Genomic DNA, 16358 nt, shown 5'->3' with positions numbered 1-16358 from the left:
CGGGAGCGGCCTCCGGGGCGTTCTTGGCCTGAGTCGCGAGCGGCAGCTCCGGGGTGGCGGCGGTCGGCGGTGGGGAGACGGTGACCGGGGTGCTTGTTTGCGCCTGGGGCTGTCGTGTCGTCGGAGTGGCGCGTTGGACCACGGCGGGGATCTGCCGGGTGGGCAGGTTCTCCGGGGTGCGGGCGGTGATCAGCGGGCGGGTCAACGGCAGCAGTGGGACCGAGCGCTGCACATCAGCACTCGCCTCAACCACCGGAGCACTCGTCGTGGACACCGGAGCAGGGCTCGCTGCGGGTTCGGGCGCGGCAGGGCGGGATGCGGTCGACTCGGGTGCAGTCGGCTTGGGCGCAGTCGGCTTGGGCGCGGTCAGCTTGGGCTGGACCGGCTTGGGCGCGGTCGGTTCAGGCGCGGCCGGATTCGGTGTGCTCGGCTTCGCTGAAGTGGGCTTCGGCGAAGTGGGATTGGGCGCGGTGGGCTTCGGTGCCGCAGGCTTGTGGGGAGTGGCCTTGGCGGGGCGGACCGAGTTCGGGACGACTCGGACGGTGCGCTTGGGCAGGTTCACGAGTTGCGCGGCGGCGCTGCGCTGCACCTGGGGCGCGGTGGGGGCGGCGGGTTCCGCCGGTGTCGCGGCACGGCGCTGCACGAACTCCCGTGCGGGCGGCGCGGCAGCCGGTTCCCGCAGGCTGACCAGCGGCGTGCTCGCCGAAGAGGTCTCCGGTCGCCGCACAACGGGCGCGGGGTCCTCCTGCCGCGTAGCGGGCTCGCGGTTGAGGAGGCGTTGGATCCAGTTGCCCCTCTTGGCCCCTGGCATCTTCCGGCCAGGCGTGGCAACGCGCGTCGGCACCCCGCCACCCACGACCGGTGCAGCGGAAGGCTCAACACTCGGCGGCGCGGCGGGAGGCTGAACGCTCGGCGATGCGGCGGAAGGCTCACCGCTCGAGGAGCTGTCGGCAGTCCTGCTCACCGGCTTCTCCGCGCGCTGCACCCGGCGGCGCGCGGAACCGTCCGCAATCCGCTGCACCGCCGCCGGTCCCGCGCCCGGCTCGTCGACCCCGTTGGCGCGGAAGACGAGACCGCCGCTGTCCCCGTACTCCGGCGTGGCCAGCGGGCGCAGTTGGGCCACCCCGCGCACCACGCCCACGGGCGCGTCCGCGCTGAGCGAGTGCCCCATCGGCCCCGTGCCCACCGTGTGGTCCTGCCAGGAGGCGAGGCCGTCGCGGAAGCGCAACCCGTCGCCCACCGGGACCCGCCCGCCCAGCACGCCACCGCCGCTCGGGGCCGCCCGCCACCCGCCGTCCCACGGCGGCAGCGGCGCCGAACGGCGCTGCGCCGCGACCGGCCCGTCAACGGCGCTCCGAGCACTCCCGGCGCCCCCAGCGGAACCAGTGGGAGCCCCGGCCTCCCCGCCCCGCCTGCGGAATCCCCAGCGCACCCGGTTCACCTCCCCTCGTTCACCCTCGTGTTGATCCGCGCGATCTCCGCGACCCACCGCCTGCGCTCGTGGTGCTCCAGGTCCAGGACCTCGTCGCGGGACCAGTGGAAGTGGTAGGCCACGTACGCGACCTCCTCGTGCAGGCGGTCGGCCGCGTACGTCACGATTCCCCCAGGCGACCACCGGCCAGGTCGACCTCGAACGCGGCCCCGCACGACGGGCACGCCACGCCTGCCCTGGTGTGCCCCTCGCTGTTGATCCGCCGGTAGAAGTCCTGCAGGAACGCGATGTCCGTGGCGTACATCTGCTCGACGACCCCGGCGTGCACCTCGGGCACCGAGCCCAGCCGCGTGATCACCTGGCTGAGCAGCACCACGCTCAGGTATCCGGGGTTCTCCTTGACCCGCAGGTCGATCTGCGGGCGCAGCTCGTCCCGCGCGGTCGCCAACCGCATCACGCCGTGCCGGTGCACCTGCCCGTCCTGGTCGACGTAGCCGCGCGGCAGCTCGAACTCGAACTCGGTGCGCAGCCTCGGCCCCCGGTCCTGGTCCTGCTGGTCCCACTGCCGGGAGGGGTCCGGCCGGGAGGTGGGCCCCTCGGAAGGGGCCCGCTCCGGCTGCCTGTCGGTGACCAGCTCGTCGAGCTGGTCGATCGCGATCGTCCGCCGCCTCATTCGACCTTGATCTCCTCGAACGTGAGGGTCACCTTCTCCGAGGCCGCGGTGGACTCGCCTGCCTTGAGCGAGGGGCCCTCCCAGCGGCTGGCCCACGCGTTCATCAGCTGCATCCGGCGCACCGTGTTGCCCTCGGTGTCCTTGATCTCGATGGTGACGTTCTGGCGGGCGGCGCTGACCGCCCCCTTCTCCAGGGTCTCGTTGAGCCACTTGGACAGCTCGTCGCTCTGGTCGAGGCCGCGGGTCAGGGTGACCTCGCCGCCCTTCTGCGCGCCGGGCTGCTTGCGGATCAGCGGCCTGCCGGTGGCGGTGACCTGGAAGACCTCGACCACGTCCTCCTCGACGGTCAGTCCGCTGACCTCCTGCAGCGACTCGACCGTGTAGCCGCCGAGCTGCACGCCGAAGATGTGTGTTGCGAGGGCGTCGCCTTCAGCCATTGCTGTGCTCACCTTTCTGCTTCACGCGCCACGCGGGGCGCGCGGGTCACTCGCTGACGAGGCTGGTGCTGTCGGAGAACTGCGCGAGCCGGAACACGACGAACTCGGCGGGCTTGACCGGCGCGACGCCGATCTCGCAGATGACCTGGCCGAGGTCGATCGACTCGGCCGGGTTGTTCTCCGCGTCGCACTTGACGTAGAACGCCTCGGCCGGGGTGCGGCCGAACAGCGCGCCCTGCCGCCACTGCTCGGTGAGGAACGCGGTGATGTTGCGCCGGATGCTGGACCACAGCCGGTCGTCGTTCGGCTCGAACACCACCCACTGGGTGCCGATCAGGATCGACTCCTCCAGGTAGTTGAAGAGCCTGCGCACGTTCAGGTAGCGCCACGCCGGGTCGGAGGACACCGTGCGGGCGCCCCAGATCCGGATGCCGCGACCGGCGAAGGCGCGGATGCAGTTGACGCCGATGGGGTTCAGCAGGTCCTGCTCGGACTTGCTGATCCCGGTCTCCAGGTCGACCGCGCCGCGCAGCACCTCGTTGGCGGGGGCCTTGTGCACGCCGCGCTCGGCGTCGCTGCGACCCCACACGCCGGCGACGTGCCCGGACGGCGGGACGAAGGTGTTGCGCCCGCTGGACGGATCGAACACCTTGATCCACGGGTAGTACAGGGTGGCGAAGTTCGAGTCGTAGCCCGCTTCCTCCAGCCGCCAGGTCCGCACCCGCTGCGGGGTCAGGCCGGGAGGGGCGTCGAGCACGGCGACCCGGTCGCCCATCTGCTCGCAGTGCGAGATGACCGCGAGCTGCACGGTCTTCACGCCCTCCAGGTCGATCTGGCCGCGCTGGTAGGAGCTCATCAGGTCGGGCACCGCGACCATGGTGATCGCGTCGACGCTCTCCAGCCCGCCGAACCCGGTGCGGGCCTCGGCGTCGCCCAGGTACTCCTGCGGGTCGATCCGCGCGGGCACGCCGGCCGAGGACGCCGGGGCGGTCGCGCCGGGCAGCGCCACGGTCTGCTTGTCGGGCTTGGCGAGCGCGCCGCTGGGCTGCTCGACCACCTCCACCAGCCGGGAGCGCTCGGCGAGCTGGGTGGCGACGTAGTTCTTGGCGTTCTTGCGGATGGACACGTCGTGCGTCTCCACGACCCGGTTCCCCTGGCGCACCAGGAGCTTGAACCGGTCGTCGGGCGGGTTCTCCCCGTCGGCGTCGGCCACCTCGACGGACACCTCGCCGCCCGCGTCGGGCAGCGCCCGCACGGTCAGCGCCCCCAACCGCACCGGCTCGGCCTTCGGCGGCTCGGCGCTCTCCTGCCGCTCCCCGCCGACCCGCACCACGTAGGCGGAGCCGCCGCCGTTGGAGAAGTAGCCGTAGACGGCGTGCGGCAGGTAGGCGTCCTCGGTGAAACCGCCGAACAGCTGGACGAACTGGTTCCAGTTGGCGACCAGCGTGGGCCGGTGGAACGGTCCGCGCTCGGCGAAGCCGACGAAGGCCGCGACGGCGGTTCCCACGCCCTCGATCGGCCGGGCGCCGGACTGGACCTCCTCCACGTACACGCCGGGCGAGAGGTACTGCGGCATGTTCGCTCCTTCGTTCTCTTCTGGCGCTCCCCGTCCCGACGGCGCTGGCGCCCGGTGACGTTCCGCTCTGGCTCCCCCAGCCTGTCCCCCGCGGGCGCGCGGGGGCAGGACCGCCGGTCCACGGCCGGGTGCACCCCGGTTGCCTGATCGGGCAACGGCTCCACGGCCGCGCCCTCGTCCGCGCACGCGACAGGGCACGGGGCAGGGCACGGATCTGGGCGCGCGTCACCACCCCGCCACTGGCGGGGTGGTCGGGGAAGGGGAGCACCGCGCCGCAAGGCGGGCGCCTGGGGCCCGGCGCGGTCGTCACGGCCGCGCCGGGCGCGCGCTCAGCCCAGGTTCGCCCAGTGCCCGAACTCGCTGTCCAGCACGAGCCTGCCGAGCTTGCCGTACTCGCGGCGCACCGCCGTGACCAGGTCGGCCATCCGCAGCGGCCGGTCGGCCTCGGCCGCCAGGTAGGCGGCCGTCACCGCGCAGGCCCGGATCGAACCGCCCGCCAGCTCGAACCGCTCGGCGCAGAACCCCAGGTCCACGTCCGGGTCTCGGGGCAGCACGCGGCCGAGGCAGCGGTCCCACAGCAGCAGCCGGTGCGCGGCGTCCGGCTCGGGGAAGTCCGCGATCACGTCGATGCGCCGGGTGAACGCCTCGTCCACGTTGGACCTCAGGTTCGTGGTCAGCACCGCGATCCCGTCGAAGGACTCCATGCGCTGCAACAGGTACGCCGACTCCATGTTCGCGTGCCGGTCGTGCGAGCTGCGCACCTCGGAGCGCTTGCCGAACACCGCGTCCGCCTCGTCGAACAGCAGCACGCCGTGCACCCCGGCGGCCTCGGTGAAGATCCGCTCCAGGTTCTTCTCGGTCTCGCCCACGTACTTGTCCACCACGGTCGACAGGTCCACCACGTACAGGTCGACGCCGAGCGCGGCGGCGACCACCTCGGCGGACATGGTCTTGCCGGTTCCGGAGCCGCCCGCGAACAGCGCGACCACGCCGCGCCCGCGACCGCCTCCGGGCCGCATCCCCCACTGGCCGAGCACCCGGTCGCGGTGCCGGGCGCGCACGACCAGCTCGGTGAGCTGCCGCCGGGTCGGCTCGGGCAGCACGAGGTCGTCCCAGCCGACGGCGGGCACGACCCTGCGGGCCAGCCGGTCGAGCCCGGCGGCGTTGCGGGCGCGCACCCCGGCGCCCAGGTGCTCCTGCCGCACCGGGCCGCCGTCGAGCGCGGCGAGCCCGGTGGCGACGGTGACGGCGTGCCCGACCTCGTCGTCGCCGAGCCGGTAGGCGGCGAGCGCGGCCAGGTCGAGCCCGGCGAGGTCGAGCCCGTCCGCGGGGCTGCCGCCGAGCGCGCGCTCCCAGCGGCGGGCCCGCTGGTCCGGGTCGGATCCGGGCGCCTGCACCGGGACGGCGGGCCGGGTCGTCCACCTCGGGTCCCAGTGGGCGGCGCCGTGCAGCAGCAGCGGGACGCCCTCGGCGAGCGCGGCCAGCTCGCGCAGCAGCCCGGCGCGCTCGCGCGGCAGGTCCTCGAGCGGCCCGAGGACGACGCCCGCGCCGCGCAGCCGGGCCTCCCGCACCACGGCGGGCAGCGACGAGGCGGTGAGCGCGGCCGGGTCGACCACGACCGCGCCGGGCAGCGCCTCCACGGCGGTGCGCGCGGCCTCGCCGCCGCTGTCGCGCAGGTGGAGCAGGTGGACGCCGCCGCGCACCGCGCGGGCCAGCCGGACGGCCAGCTCCCCCGCGGGCGGCGCGGGCGGTTCGAGGCGGGCGACGCCGGTGAGCGCGTGGTCCGGGCTGTCGTCGCCGAGCAGGTGCGCCACGACCCGGTCGGGCGCCCGCAGCACCCTGGACAGCGCGGGCGAGTCGTCCTGCTGCACCTCCACCAGGCCGCGCGCGATGAGCGGCGCGGACGGCGCGAGCCGGAACCGGCCGGGACCGGCGGGCGGCAGGCCGCACAGCTCCAGCGCGAGGCCGGTGGTGGCGCGGCGGCGGGTGATGTCGTCGTTGAGGTAGCCGTAGAGGCGTTCGAGCCGGGTGTCGACGTCGGGGGCGAGCGCGACCAGCAGCAGCTCCACGTCCAGCGGGTCGAGCCCGAAGTCGCGCGCCAGCACGAGCAGGCGCGGTCCCGGCGCGGGCGCGAGCGCGGCCAGCGCGTCCAGGTCGACGTCGTCCTCGGGCGGGAACAGGCGCGGGACGCGCGGGGCGTCCAGCACCCGCTGCACGGCCTCGGGCGTGAAGTACAGGCCCCGGTACGGGTCGTCGGGCGCGGGGTCGGTGGCGCGCCGCGCCTCCACGGCCAGCCGCACCCGCCACTCCACGGCCCCCAGGCGCGCCCACAGGTACACCAGGTCGGCGTCCTGCTCCCCGCTCCCGGCCACCCCGCCCACCACGCCGAGCAGCCCCTCGTCGGTGGTCACCGGTCCTCCCCCCGCTCCTGGCACGGCCGTCCCGGCGGGCGCCGGGGACCGGGCGGGCGCGGGCTCCCGGCGGTCACCTGATCGCCCCGCCCCCGCGCTTGCGCGCCGTCCCGGCGGGCCGCTCGGGCGTGGGCGCGGGGCGCTCCCTGGTGGCCGCGAACCCCTCGCCCTCCGCGCTCGTCGGCCCCTCGTAGCGCAGCCTGCGCGCGGTGCCGTCGCCGGTGAAGCCCGGCTCGTCCAGGCCGCGCAGCACGATGCCCTCGGTGACCGGCGGCCCGGCCGGGGTCCACTCGCCGCGCATCGGCGCGGTCACCTTCACGTCGATCGACGGCTTGAGCTCGCCGCCCAGCGCCGACCACACGTCGGCCGCCGCGGCGCCCTCGGACAGCGCGCCGCCGGTGATCAGCGGAACCTTCGCACCCAGCTCGGCCAGCGACCCGGTGAGCCAGCGCCGCTCCACGCTCTGCACCCGCACCAGGCACGCCAGCACCTCGGACAGCAGCCGGTGCTCGTCGGTGGCCCGGTTGGTCCAGGCCGTCACCAGGTAGGACAGCCGGAACCACCGGGTGGGCCCGCGCCAGCCGAGCAGGTCGCCGGACTCGTCGTGCACCTCGGCCGACCCGGCGCTGCGGCGCCCGACGTCCTCGCGGATGTCGTAGAGGAACACGTTCACCATCGGCCCGTTGCGCCGCGCCGTCCACTCCTTGGTGGGCGCCTCGAACGCCAGCTCACCGCCACCGCCGGGGACCCCGCTGTCCGACAGCAGCCTGCGGATCGCCTCGTCCACCTCGTGGATCACGACACCCTCCCCGCACCTCGTCCATCCACGGAGGACACACCCGTGCCCCCGCTCACCTGCGGTTCACCATGTCCGGCGGCCCGATCGTGCCCGGCACCACCAGGAACGGCGCGGTCGCGGGCCGGAACCCGTCGCCGGAGGCGGTGATCACGCGCGGCCCGGTCTGGTCCTTGGGCAGGATCAGCAGCTGCGCGGTGAAGCTGCCGTCCGGCCGGGGCAGGGTCGGCGCGGCGGACGCCGTGATGCCCGGCGTCCAGGTCAGCCGCACCGGCACGCCGGGCGGGAAGTCCAGCCCCCGCACCGAGGTGACGAAGCCCGGCTCGCCGATCGGCGGCACCGCCACGATCCTGGGCAGCAGCACCCGGACCTGCGCGCTGGCCGCGTTGTCGGCCGCGTTGCCGTCGCTGCCGGTGGTGCGCACCACGCCGCGCGCGGTCCCCTGGCCCGGAGCCACCGGCGCGAGCACCACGGTGAGCGACTGCGTCCCACCCGGCGGCAGGTCGCGCAGCGCGCACCCCGTCGCCGAGCAGCCGGGTGGCAGCGCCGCGACCGGTATTCCCCTCGGCAGCGCCATCTCCAGCCGCAGCCCGGTGGCGTTCGCGCCGCCGCCGTTGCGCACGGTGTAGACCACGGCGGCCCGGCCGCCGACGTAGGACGGGTTCGGCCGCACCGCGACCGCGAGCGCCGGACCGGCCTGGGGCGGCGCGGGAGGCGGCGGTGGCGGAGGGGGCGGCGGGCTGCTCGGCGGCGTGGTCGGCGGGACGGTCGTGGTGGGCGGGACGGTGGTGCTGGTCTGCGCGTCCACCACCGGCACGGTGGTGCGCGCGCTGTTGTCGGCCGCCTCGGGGTCGACCACCCCGCCCGCAACGCCCCAGGCGATCTCGCGCCGCCCGGCCGTGAGGCCGGTGACCACGGCGACGACCGTGACCTCCTGGCCCGGTCGCAGAACCCCGAACTGGCAGGCGAGCTCGGTCACGTCGCAGGAGCCCAGGGGCGTGCGCAGCTCGTCCACCCGCACCCCCTCGGGCGGCACGGCGGTCAGCGTGGTCGTGGACGAGACGCCGGGCCCGTTGTTGGCCACCACCACCGGGATCTCGGTGCTGCGCCCGGTGGTCACCTCGGGCGTGCCGGACGGCGCCCGCACCGCCAGGTCCACGGTGATCCGCCAGCTGGGCTCCTTCTGCCTGCCGGGGAGCGCGTAGTTGACCCGGCTCTCGCTGAGCCCGCCGTCGACGAAGTCCACCAGCGCCAACGCCTCCGGCTCCTCGCTCGCGGCCCCGCGCCGGGTGGACACCACCAGTCGCCCGCCCTCCGGGGAGAACGCGGCGTCGCGCGGCTGGAACGGGCCGGGCTCGTTCACCACGGGCGCCCCGCACTGGGTGCCGCCCCGCGGGACCAGCACGCGGCAGGTCTCCCGGTCGAGGTCGAACGAGATGAGCGCGTCCTGCTCGCGGTTGAACACCAGGTCGCCGCTGTCGGGGCTGAACACCGAGCTGTCGTCGGTCACCTCGCACGGCGAGGCCGTGCCGCAGGCGATCTCGCTGATGTCGCGCTGGTTGCCGAGGGTGGCCGCGTCGGCGGTCCAGATGTGGTTGTCGCGCACCTCGGTGCCGGTGTCGTCGTCGAACACCACGCCCCTGGTGAACGACAGGGTGCGCCCGTCCGGCGACCACGCGGGCTGGGTGTCCTCCTGGCCCTCGGCTCCGGGCGGCGCGACGAGCTCGCGCAGGACCTGCCCGGTGGCGGCCTCCACGATCGCGATCCGGCTGGGCCCGTTGTCCGGCCGGATGCCGCCGGGCGAGCGGCGGGTGATCGCGATCTGCTGGCCGTCCGGCGACCAGGCCGGGTCGAACTCCCAGTCGGTGGGCAGCCGGTCGGAGACCTCCAGCCGCACCGGGTCCGAGCCGTCCGCGTTCGCGGTCCAGATCCGCTGCAGGCGCGAGCCGAGCGGCCCTTCGAAGGCGGTGTAGACGATCCTGCGGCCGTCCGGGGAGTAGGTCTGCCGCAGCGTCCACGGGTCGTAGCCGCCGGTCGGCTTGAACAGCAGCCGGGAGTCGGTCGCGATGTCCGGGTGCTCCAGCGCGAGCGCGATCCCGAGGTCCCTGGGATCGGTGCCGTCCGGCTGGATGTCGTGCAACCGCACCTCGTTGCGCGCCGACGCGGTGGTGCGCGCGATCAGCAGCGTCCCGGTCACCGGGTCGCCGAGCCAGGCGGGCGCGCTGACCAGCCGGTCCTCCCTGAGCAGCAGTTGCGGCGCGGCCCCGACCGGTTCACCGCCGTCGCCCGCGACCCGGTAGACGCCCTCCCTCGGGTCCGCCTCCAGGCAGCCGCAGCTGATGAACAGCAGCGCCTCGCCGTCCGGCATCCACACCGGCCACCGACCGCTCCACCCCGCCTGGTTCTCGGCGAAGAAGTCCCGGCTGGCCCCGTCCTCCAGCACGCGCAGCCGCGCGCGCCCGTCCCCGAGCTTGTAGACGATCCGGTCCTCGGTCGGGTGCCACACCGGTTCGCCCGCGCCACCGCCGGGTTCGTCGGTGAGCTGCGTGGAGGGCCCGCCCGCGAGGGGCCTGCTGCGGATCTGCCCGCCCGCGCTGAACGCGACGCGCTGCCCGTCCGGGGAGACGGTCGGCCACTCCTCGGGCTCGGCGCCCTCGGGGGTGATGCGGCGCAGGTTCGTCCCGTCCACGCCGACCGCCCACAGCTCGCCGCGCCCGTCGGACCGCACCTGCTGGAACACCACGGTTCCCAGGTCTGGGGTGAGCTGCGGGTGGCAGGCGTGCATGCCCTCGGTCAGCTGCACGACGACCCCGTCGCGCTGGCGCAGGAACACCTGCGGCAGCTTCTCGGCCCTCATGCTGACGAACACCACGAGCCCGCCGCGCGCCGACACCTCGTCGTCGAAGTGGGAGGGCCGGTCGTCGAACAGGGGCGGGCTCGGGAGGTCCGTCGGGTAGCCGACGGGCACGCGCCCGATGCCCCGGTGCTCCGTGCCCGCGTACGCGATCCGCTGGGGCGGCGGCGGGTCGTCCTGCTGGGCGGGCGCCACGCCGCTGTGCAGCACCACCACGACGCCGCCGAGCAGCACAGCCACGACCGCCACCACGACGGCCCTGAACCTGGTGAACACCGCGCACCTCCTCGCGTCGGTCCCGATCCTGGCCGCGCGCCCCGCCGGGGAGGGAGGTCCCGGCGGGCAGCGCGGGGGAACGGCTGGTGGTCTGTTCGGGCAACCCGGCCGCGCGGGGCCTCAGATCAGCCCGTGGCGCATCACGTACCCGACCGCGTGCGCGCGGTTGCGCAGGTTCAGCCGGGTGGTGACCTCGTGCAGCACGTTCTTGACCGTCCGCTCGGAGAACGACATCTTCACCGCGATCTCGGCGGTGCCGAACCCCTCGGACACCAGCCGCAGCATGTCGGCCTCGCGCGGGGTGAGGGTGGACAGGCTGGGCGCGTTCGGGTCGAGCACGCTGCGCCGCAACCGGCTCACGTGGTCGAGCAGCTTGCCGAGCAGGTCGCCGGGCAGCACCGCCTCGCCCTTGGCCAGCGCCGACACCGCCGCCACCAGCCGGTCCTGGTCGGCGTCGCCCCGGCGCACCACGGCCGCCACGCCGCAGTCGACGACGACCTGCAGCGCGTCCTGGTCGAAGCGGCTGACCACCACGCCGGTGCGCACGGTCGTGGCGCGCTGGAGCCTGCGCAGCAGCCGCGCGGACGGCTCGTCCACCTCGTCCACGACCACGAGCGCGACGCGCGCGCGGTGCTCCTCGCCGGGCGGCAGGACCTCCACCTCGGGACGGGGCTTGAGCTGGTGCGCCACGCCGGTGCGCAGCACCTGGTCCGCCGCGTACACGGCGACCGGAATCCTCGTCGTCATCCCGACTCCCCTCGCTGGTGGTGCGTCCCATCGTGGGCCCGGCGGCAGGAGGTCGGGCAGGGGCGCGGGTGCGCGAGTGCACGGGTTTGCCCGCACAGTGCCCTTTTCTCCCTCCCGGACGGCGGCGCGGGCCGCCTAGCGTCCCCCGCGTGACCGCAACGACCGAATTCGGTCTCCCCACCGTGGTGGTGACGCCCGGCCAGGAGACCAGCACGACGATGACGGTGCGCAACGACAGCGACGTGGTCGAGGCGTACGAGTTCGAGGTGGTGGGTGAGTGCGCGCCGTGGACCAGCGTCGAGCCCGCGCGGCTGTCGCTGTACCCCGGCACGTCCGGCCAGGTCGCGGTGCTGCTGCGCCCGCCGAGGGCGTCCACCCCGAGGGCCGGGGAGATCCCGCTCGGCGTCCGCGTGCTCCCGTCGGAGCGCCCGGACGCCGTCGCGGTGTCGGAGACGACCGTGGTGGTGGAGCCGTTCGGCCAGCAGCGGGCCGAGCTGGTCCCGCAGCGGCGGCGGGCGTGGCGCAGCGCGCGGTACCACGTGCGCCTGCACAACGAGGGCAACACGGCGGTGTCGGTGGCGCTGTCCGCGCCCGCGTCGGACGACCGGCTGACCTACGAGCTGCCCCAGCGCCCGGTGGAGGTCCCGCCGGGCGAGGCGACCGAGATCGACTTCCGGGTGCGGGTCGGGAAGGTCCTGTGGTTCGGCAAGTCGGTGGAGTGGCCGCTGAACCCGGTGGTGACCGCGACGGGTCCGGCGGCGAGCGGCGCGCCGGGCGCCACGCTGGTGGACGGCGGGGCGGTGCTGGAGCACCCGCTGGACGGGGAGCTGGTGCAGCTGCCGGTGTTCTCCCGCTGGCTCCTGGCGCTGCTGGCGGCGCTGCTGGCGCTGGTGCTGGCGTGGTTGCTGCTGGTGCGGCCGGCGATCCGGTCGGCGGCGCGCGAGGCGGCGGACGACCGGGCCGAGGAGATCGTCGAGGCGGGCGGGGTGAACCCGGACAGCCCCGGCGGCGAGCAGGGCCAGGGGACCGGCAACGGCAACGGCTCGGGCCAGCAGCCCGGAACCGGTGACGGCGGCGGCCAGCAGCCGGGTCAGCCCGGTCAGCCGGGCACCGGCCTCGGCGCAGGCCAGCAGAACTCGGGCACGATCGAGGTGGGCACGGCGGGCGGCCAGCAGGGCTCGGGCACGTACACGGTCCCGGACGGCAAGCTGTTCCGGATCACCGACCTGGTGGTGAGCAACCACCAGGGCGACGAGGGCGTGCTGACGATCTCGTTCGGCGAGCAGCGGGTGCTCACGCTGGCCCTGGAGACGTTCCGCAACCAGGACTTCCACTGGGTCGCCCCGATCGAGGTCCGGGAGAACGCCACCGTGTCGGCGCAGGTGCAGTGCGCGCGGCCGGGCACGCCCGCGACGGGACAGCAGTCGCAGCAGTGCTTCCAGACGTTGAACGTCAGCGGCCTGCTGGGCGACCTGCCGGAGCGGTGACCCCGCGCTCCGCGGGAACCCCCGGCCGCGCTCGTGGGCCGGGGGTTCCCGCTACCCGGACCGCAGCGCCGCGAGCTCGCGCTCCAGCGCGCTGTCGCAAGTGGACACACCCTCAAGTCCCGGCCTCGACCACGTGCTCGACCCACGCGTTGGGCTCCACGTAGATCCCGATCCCCGTGACGGCCGAGACCACCACCGGCACCAGCGCCCCCTCGACCTCGTTCTCCCCCACCACCAGCTCCGCCCGGTCCACTCCCGCCACCGCGCCACCGTCCCCACCACGGTCATCGCGAACGGTGCGATCCCCACGACCCGCCCGCCGACCCGCTCGTGGGTCCGCAGCCACGGGTCCTGCGGCAACCCGTCCTCCCGCCGCCGCGCGACGTAGTCCGCCATCGCCATCCTGGGATGCGCGCTCTTGCCCGCGGGCCGGACCGGCACGACGAACCGCGCCAACCCCCGCGCCGCGGCCAGATCCCGCAACGCCACCAGCGCCCGCGCGGCGATCCCCGCGCCACGCCGGTCCTCGGCGACCTGCACGTCCAGCGCCACCAGGCACGTGGGCGCGACCGCGTCCAGCGCGTCCTCGGCCGCCCACACGACCGCCCCGTCCCACCTGTGCTCGGGCAGCTCCTCCCGCTCGGGGCCGGGGAACACCACCGGCACGCTCACCGCCCGCGCGACGGCAACCCCGTCGTCGAGCAGCACGAGGAAGCACTCGGGCCACCGGACCGCGAGGCGCAGCGCCCTGGTCAGCGCCGCGACCAGGTCGTGCCCGAGGAACCCCGGCCCGACCCCGCCCAGCGCGAGCGCGGCCTCCACGGGGTCAGGCCGCCCGGCCAGGTCCACCGCGCGAACACCCACACCGGGAACCTAGCCCCCGCACCGCCCCGGCCGCTCCCCGTCGCCCTCGACCGCTTCCCCCAGCGCGGGCACCACCACCGGCGCCACCCGGCGCCCGCACCGCCGGTTCCACTCGTCGAGCAGCGCGTTGATCCAGGCCCCCATCAGCTGCGCGGTCTCCGGGTCCCCCCGCCGCAGGTGCTCGACCTGCTCCACCCTGGTCGCCCGCAGCTCCTCGGCGAGGTCCCCCACCTCGACCCCGGACCCGCCCCCGTCCGCGCTCACCGCGCACCCGCCGCGATCCGGAACGCCCGGATGTACTTGGGTAGCTCCACCAGCGCCCGCTCCCAGGTGTCCGCCGCGATCTGACCGGCGAACACCGAGTCCACCACCAGCCGCTCGACCTCGGGCGCGACGTCGCGACCGGGCGCGGCGTGCAGCTTCCGCGACACCTCCGCCCGCCGCAGCTTGGCCCGCACGACCTCCAGGGTCTGCTCCAGCTCCGCGATGACCCGCTCGGCCTGCTCGGGTGGCACCACCAGCCACCCCTTCGTGGCGAGGTGGAGGAACAGGTCGCCCGCGAACCGCTCCCCGGAAGCCCCGGTCTCGCCCTCAGGCCGCATCAGTCCACCTCCGCGCGTCTGCCCCGAGCCCACCACGTCCGCCGACCCCGGCCAAGTGGGTCAGCGGGGTTCTGCCCCTCCGTACCAGGGGTCCTGCCCCCAGCGCCGTTCCCCCGGACGAGTGAACAACCCGCGCTTCCTGAACCGTTCCCCACCACGTCGGCGTGTGCCCCCTGTCTGAGCGGACCGGGAGGATCGCATGTCGGGTCGGGGACTTCGGGTGGAGCTGCTGGGACCGCTGCGCGCCTGGACGGACCCCGGCGAGCGGTCCGAGGTCGCGCTGGGTCCGGCCCGCAGGCGCGCGGTGTTCGCGGTGCTGGCTGCCCGCGCGAACCAGGAGGTGACCAGGCAGGACCTGGTGGACGCGGTGTGGGGCGACGAGCCGCCGCCGACAGCGGTGGGCGCGCTGCACACCTACGTCTCCGGCCTGCGCGCGGCGCTGGGGCAGGACCGGGCGGCGCTGGCGTCCGGCCGCGCCTCGTACTCCCTGCGCGTGCCCGACGACGGGGTGGACGCGGCCGGGTTCGAGCGCTCCCGCCTGATCGGGACGCGGCTGCTGGGCGCGGGCGACTGGTCCGGGGCGCGCGCCGCGCTGACCGGGGCGCTCGCGCTGTGGCGGGGCCCGGCGCTCTCCGGCGTCCCCGGCCCGTTCGCCGAGGTGGAGCGCCGCAGGCTGGCCGAGCTGCGCCTGGGCGCGCTGGAGGCGCACGCCCGCGCCGGTCTGGAGCTGGGCGAGCACACCGAGGTCCTGGCGTCCCTGTCCGCGCTGGTCGCCGAGCACCCCGGTCACGAGTCGCTGCGGGAGCTGGTGATGCTGGCCCTGCTGCGCTCGGGCCGCAGGGCCGAGGCGCTGGAGTCCTACCGGGACGCCCGCCGGGCGCTCGCCGCGCAGGGCGTGGAGCCGGGTCCGGCGCTGCGGGCGCTGCACCAGCGCATCCTGCGCGAGGACCCCGGCGCGGCGGCGGTGGCGGAGGTGCTGGCGGCGGGCCCGGTGCGCGCGGACCGGATCACCCGCGTGCGGGACCTGGTCGCGGGCCCCGCGGGCTGGGACCGGGCGTTCTCCGAGCACCCGGCCGCGGTCCGCGCCCCGGCCGCGCGCCGGGCGCCCGATCACCCCGACCCTGCCCGGTCGTCCACCCCCGCGCCGCCCAGCCCGGCCGCACGCCCGCAGCCCGCACGCCCGCAGCCCGCACGCCGCTTCCTGGGCCGTACCGAGGAGCTGGCGCTCCTGCACGAGCTGATCACCGACGTGCGGGCCGGGCGCGGCGGTCTGCTGTGGCTGGAGGGCGACGCGGGCGTCGGCAAGTCCGCCCTGCTCGCCGAGGCGCTGTCGACCGCGACGGGCTGCCGCGTGGTCCCGGTGTCCGGCGCCCAGGGCCTGTTCGGCGACCTGGCCGCGGCCCCGCTGGTCGCGACGGCCCTCACCGGCTCCACCACCCCGGAGCCGCTCGTGCTGCTGGTGGACGACCTGCACGCGCTGCCCGAGCCCGACCTGCTGATGTGGCACCGCCTGGCCACCACCGCCCTCGCGCCCCGAGGCGCCCCGCTGCTGCTGCTCGCCGCGTCCCGCCCGCTCGCCTCCGGCCGCGTCCTGCCCCGGCTGCGCCGGGCGGTGCGGGTCAGGGGCGGCCACCTGCTGGCCCTGCCGCCGCTGCCGACCGCCTGTGTCGCGGCCCTGATCGGCCACGTCGTGGGCGCCCGCCCCGGCGCGTCCCTGCTCGACCTGGCCAGGCGGTCGGGCGGGAACCCCCTGTTCGCCGAGCGGGTGGCGGCCTCGCTGGCGCGGCGCGGCGCCGTGCGCGTGGTGGACGGCGTCGCCGAGGTGGACGAGGCGGAGCTGGAGCGGGTGCCCACCTCGCTGCTGTCGGTGGCCGCGGGCGTCCTGGAGCCGCTGTCGGCGGCGGCGCAGGAGGTGCTGCGCTGCGCGGCCGTGCTCGGCCCGCGCTTCCGGGTGGCCGAGCTGGGCGCGGTGACCGGCCGGACCACGCGCGAGCTGCTGGGCGCGCTGGACGAGGCGGTGGCCGCGTCGGTCGTCGTGGACCCCGGTTCCGGCGAGGAGCTGGCGTTCCGCAACGCCTGCCTGCACCGCGCCCTGCTCGACGGCCTGCCCACGACCGCGCTCAGCGCGCTGCGCCACCGCGCCGCGCGGGCGCTGCGCACCCTGGGCGCGCCGCCCGAGCGGATCGCGGCGGTCGGCGGCTGA

13 protein-coding genes are annotated in these 16358 nt (G+C 75.6%); 2 read left to right on the top strand and 11 right to left on the bottom strand.

Features of this window, described 5'->3' with window-relative positions; genetic code table 11:
* Positions 1-1437: 1437 nt before the first annotated feature.
* From CNX65_RS36120 to CNX65_RS14770, 8 genes are all read right to left on the bottom strand, one after another.
* Positions 1438-1596 (bottom strand): DUF6760 family protein, encoded by a 159-nt coding sequence (locus tag CNX65_RS36120; protein WP_177154659.1) that lies wholly within the window; start codon positions 1594-1596, stop codon positions 1438-1440.
* Positions 1593-2105, bottom strand: a complete 513-nt coding sequence (locus CNX65_RS14800; RefSeq protein WP_096493519.1) for a hypothetical protein — start codon at positions 2103-2105, stop codon at positions 1593-1595. The genes CNX65_RS36120 and CNX65_RS14800 overlap by 4 nt, the downstream gene beginning before the upstream one ends.
* The gene (locus CNX65_RS14795; protein WP_015801749.1) at positions 2102-2542 is read right to left on the bottom strand and encodes a phage tail protein; all 441 of its coding nucleotides are present in this window, start codon (positions 2540-2542) and stop codon (positions 2102-2104) included. Before CNX65_RS14795 ends, CNX65_RS14800 begins: the two co-directional genes overlap by 4 nt.
* A gap of 46 nt (positions 2543-2588) precedes the next feature.
* A complete protein-coding gene (locus tag CNX65_RS14790; protein ID WP_096493517.1) occupies positions 2589-4118 on the bottom strand; it encodes a phage tail sheath family protein in 1530 nt (509 codons plus the stop codon).
* Between the two features lie 329 nt (positions 4119-4447).
* Positions 4448-6529 (bottom strand): ATP-binding protein, encoded by a 2082-nt coding sequence (locus CNX65_RS14785; RefSeq protein WP_232519844.1) that lies wholly within the window; start codon positions 6527-6529, stop codon positions 4448-4450.
* A 73-nt stretch (positions 6530-6602) separates the two neighbouring features.
* Complete coding sequence (locus CNX65_RS14780) at positions 6603-7328, bottom strand: DUF4255 domain-containing protein (protein ID WP_096493515.1); 726 nt, start codon at positions 7326-7328, stop codon at positions 6603-6605.
* A gap of 52 nt (positions 7329-7380) precedes the next feature.
* Positions 7381-10455, bottom strand: a complete 3075-nt coding sequence (locus CNX65_RS14775; protein ID WP_096493513.1) for a DUF11 domain-containing protein — start codon at positions 10453-10455, stop codon at positions 7381-7383.
* Positions 10456-10575: 120 nt separating this feature from the next.
* Positions 10576-11202, bottom strand: coding sequence for a helix-turn-helix transcriptional regulator (locus CNX65_RS14770; RefSeq protein WP_096493511.1), 627 nt, complete (start codon positions 11200-11202; stop codon positions 10576-10578).
* 149 nt (positions 11203-11351) lie between these two features.
* Here CNX65_RS14770 and CNX65_RS14765 point away from each other — a divergent pair, with 149 nt between their 5' ends.
* Entirely contained in the window at positions 11352-12689 is a 1338-nt protein-coding gene (locus CNX65_RS14765; RefSeq protein WP_096493509.1) for a COG1470 family protein, read from the top strand.
* Between the two features lie 51 nt (positions 12690-12740).
* On the opposite strand, the gene CNX65_RS14760 is transcribed toward CNX65_RS14765, so the two are convergent.
* Genes CNX65_RS14760 through CNX65_RS14750 form a run of 3 tightly spaced genes read right to left on the bottom strand, consistent with a single transcriptional unit; the run spans position 12741 to position 14155 of the window.
* Positions 12741-13553 carry a Long-chain-fatty-acid--CoA ligase gene (locus tag CNX65_RS14760; RefSeq protein WP_218182297.1) on the bottom strand — a complete coding sequence of 271 codons (813 nt, stop codon included), beginning with the start codon at positions 13551-13553 and terminating at the stop codon, positions 12741-12743.
* A 9-nt stretch (positions 13554-13562) separates the two neighbouring features.
* The gene (locus CNX65_RS14755) at positions 13563-13817 is read right to left on the bottom strand and encodes a hypothetical protein (protein WP_096493507.1); all 255 of its coding nucleotides are present in this window, start codon (positions 13815-13817) and stop codon (positions 13563-13565) included.
* On the bottom strand, positions 13814-14155 hold the full coding sequence (locus CNX65_RS14750) for a hypothetical protein (protein WP_096493505.1): 342 nt from the start codon (positions 14153-14155) through the stop codon (positions 13814-13816). Before CNX65_RS14750 ends, CNX65_RS14755 begins: the two co-directional genes overlap by 4 nt.
* 220 nt (positions 14156-14375) lie before the next feature.
* On the opposite strand from CNX65_RS14750, the gene CNX65_RS14745 reads away from it, so the two are divergent.
* Positions 14376-16358: a BTAD domain-containing putative transcriptional regulator gene (locus tag CNX65_RS14745; RefSeq protein ID WP_232519843.1), complete on the top strand. Its 1983-nt coding sequence runs from the start codon at positions 14376-14378 to the stop codon at positions 16356-16358.

The organism is Actinosynnema pretiosum (assembly GCF_002354875.1).
GTDB classification, from domain to species: domain Bacteria; phylum Actinomycetota; class Actinomycetes; order Mycobacteriales; family Pseudonocardiaceae; genus Actinosynnema; species Actinosynnema auranticum.
Note: the sequence above shows the minus strand (reverse complement) of the source record. Positions and strands in the feature narration are given on the sequence as shown.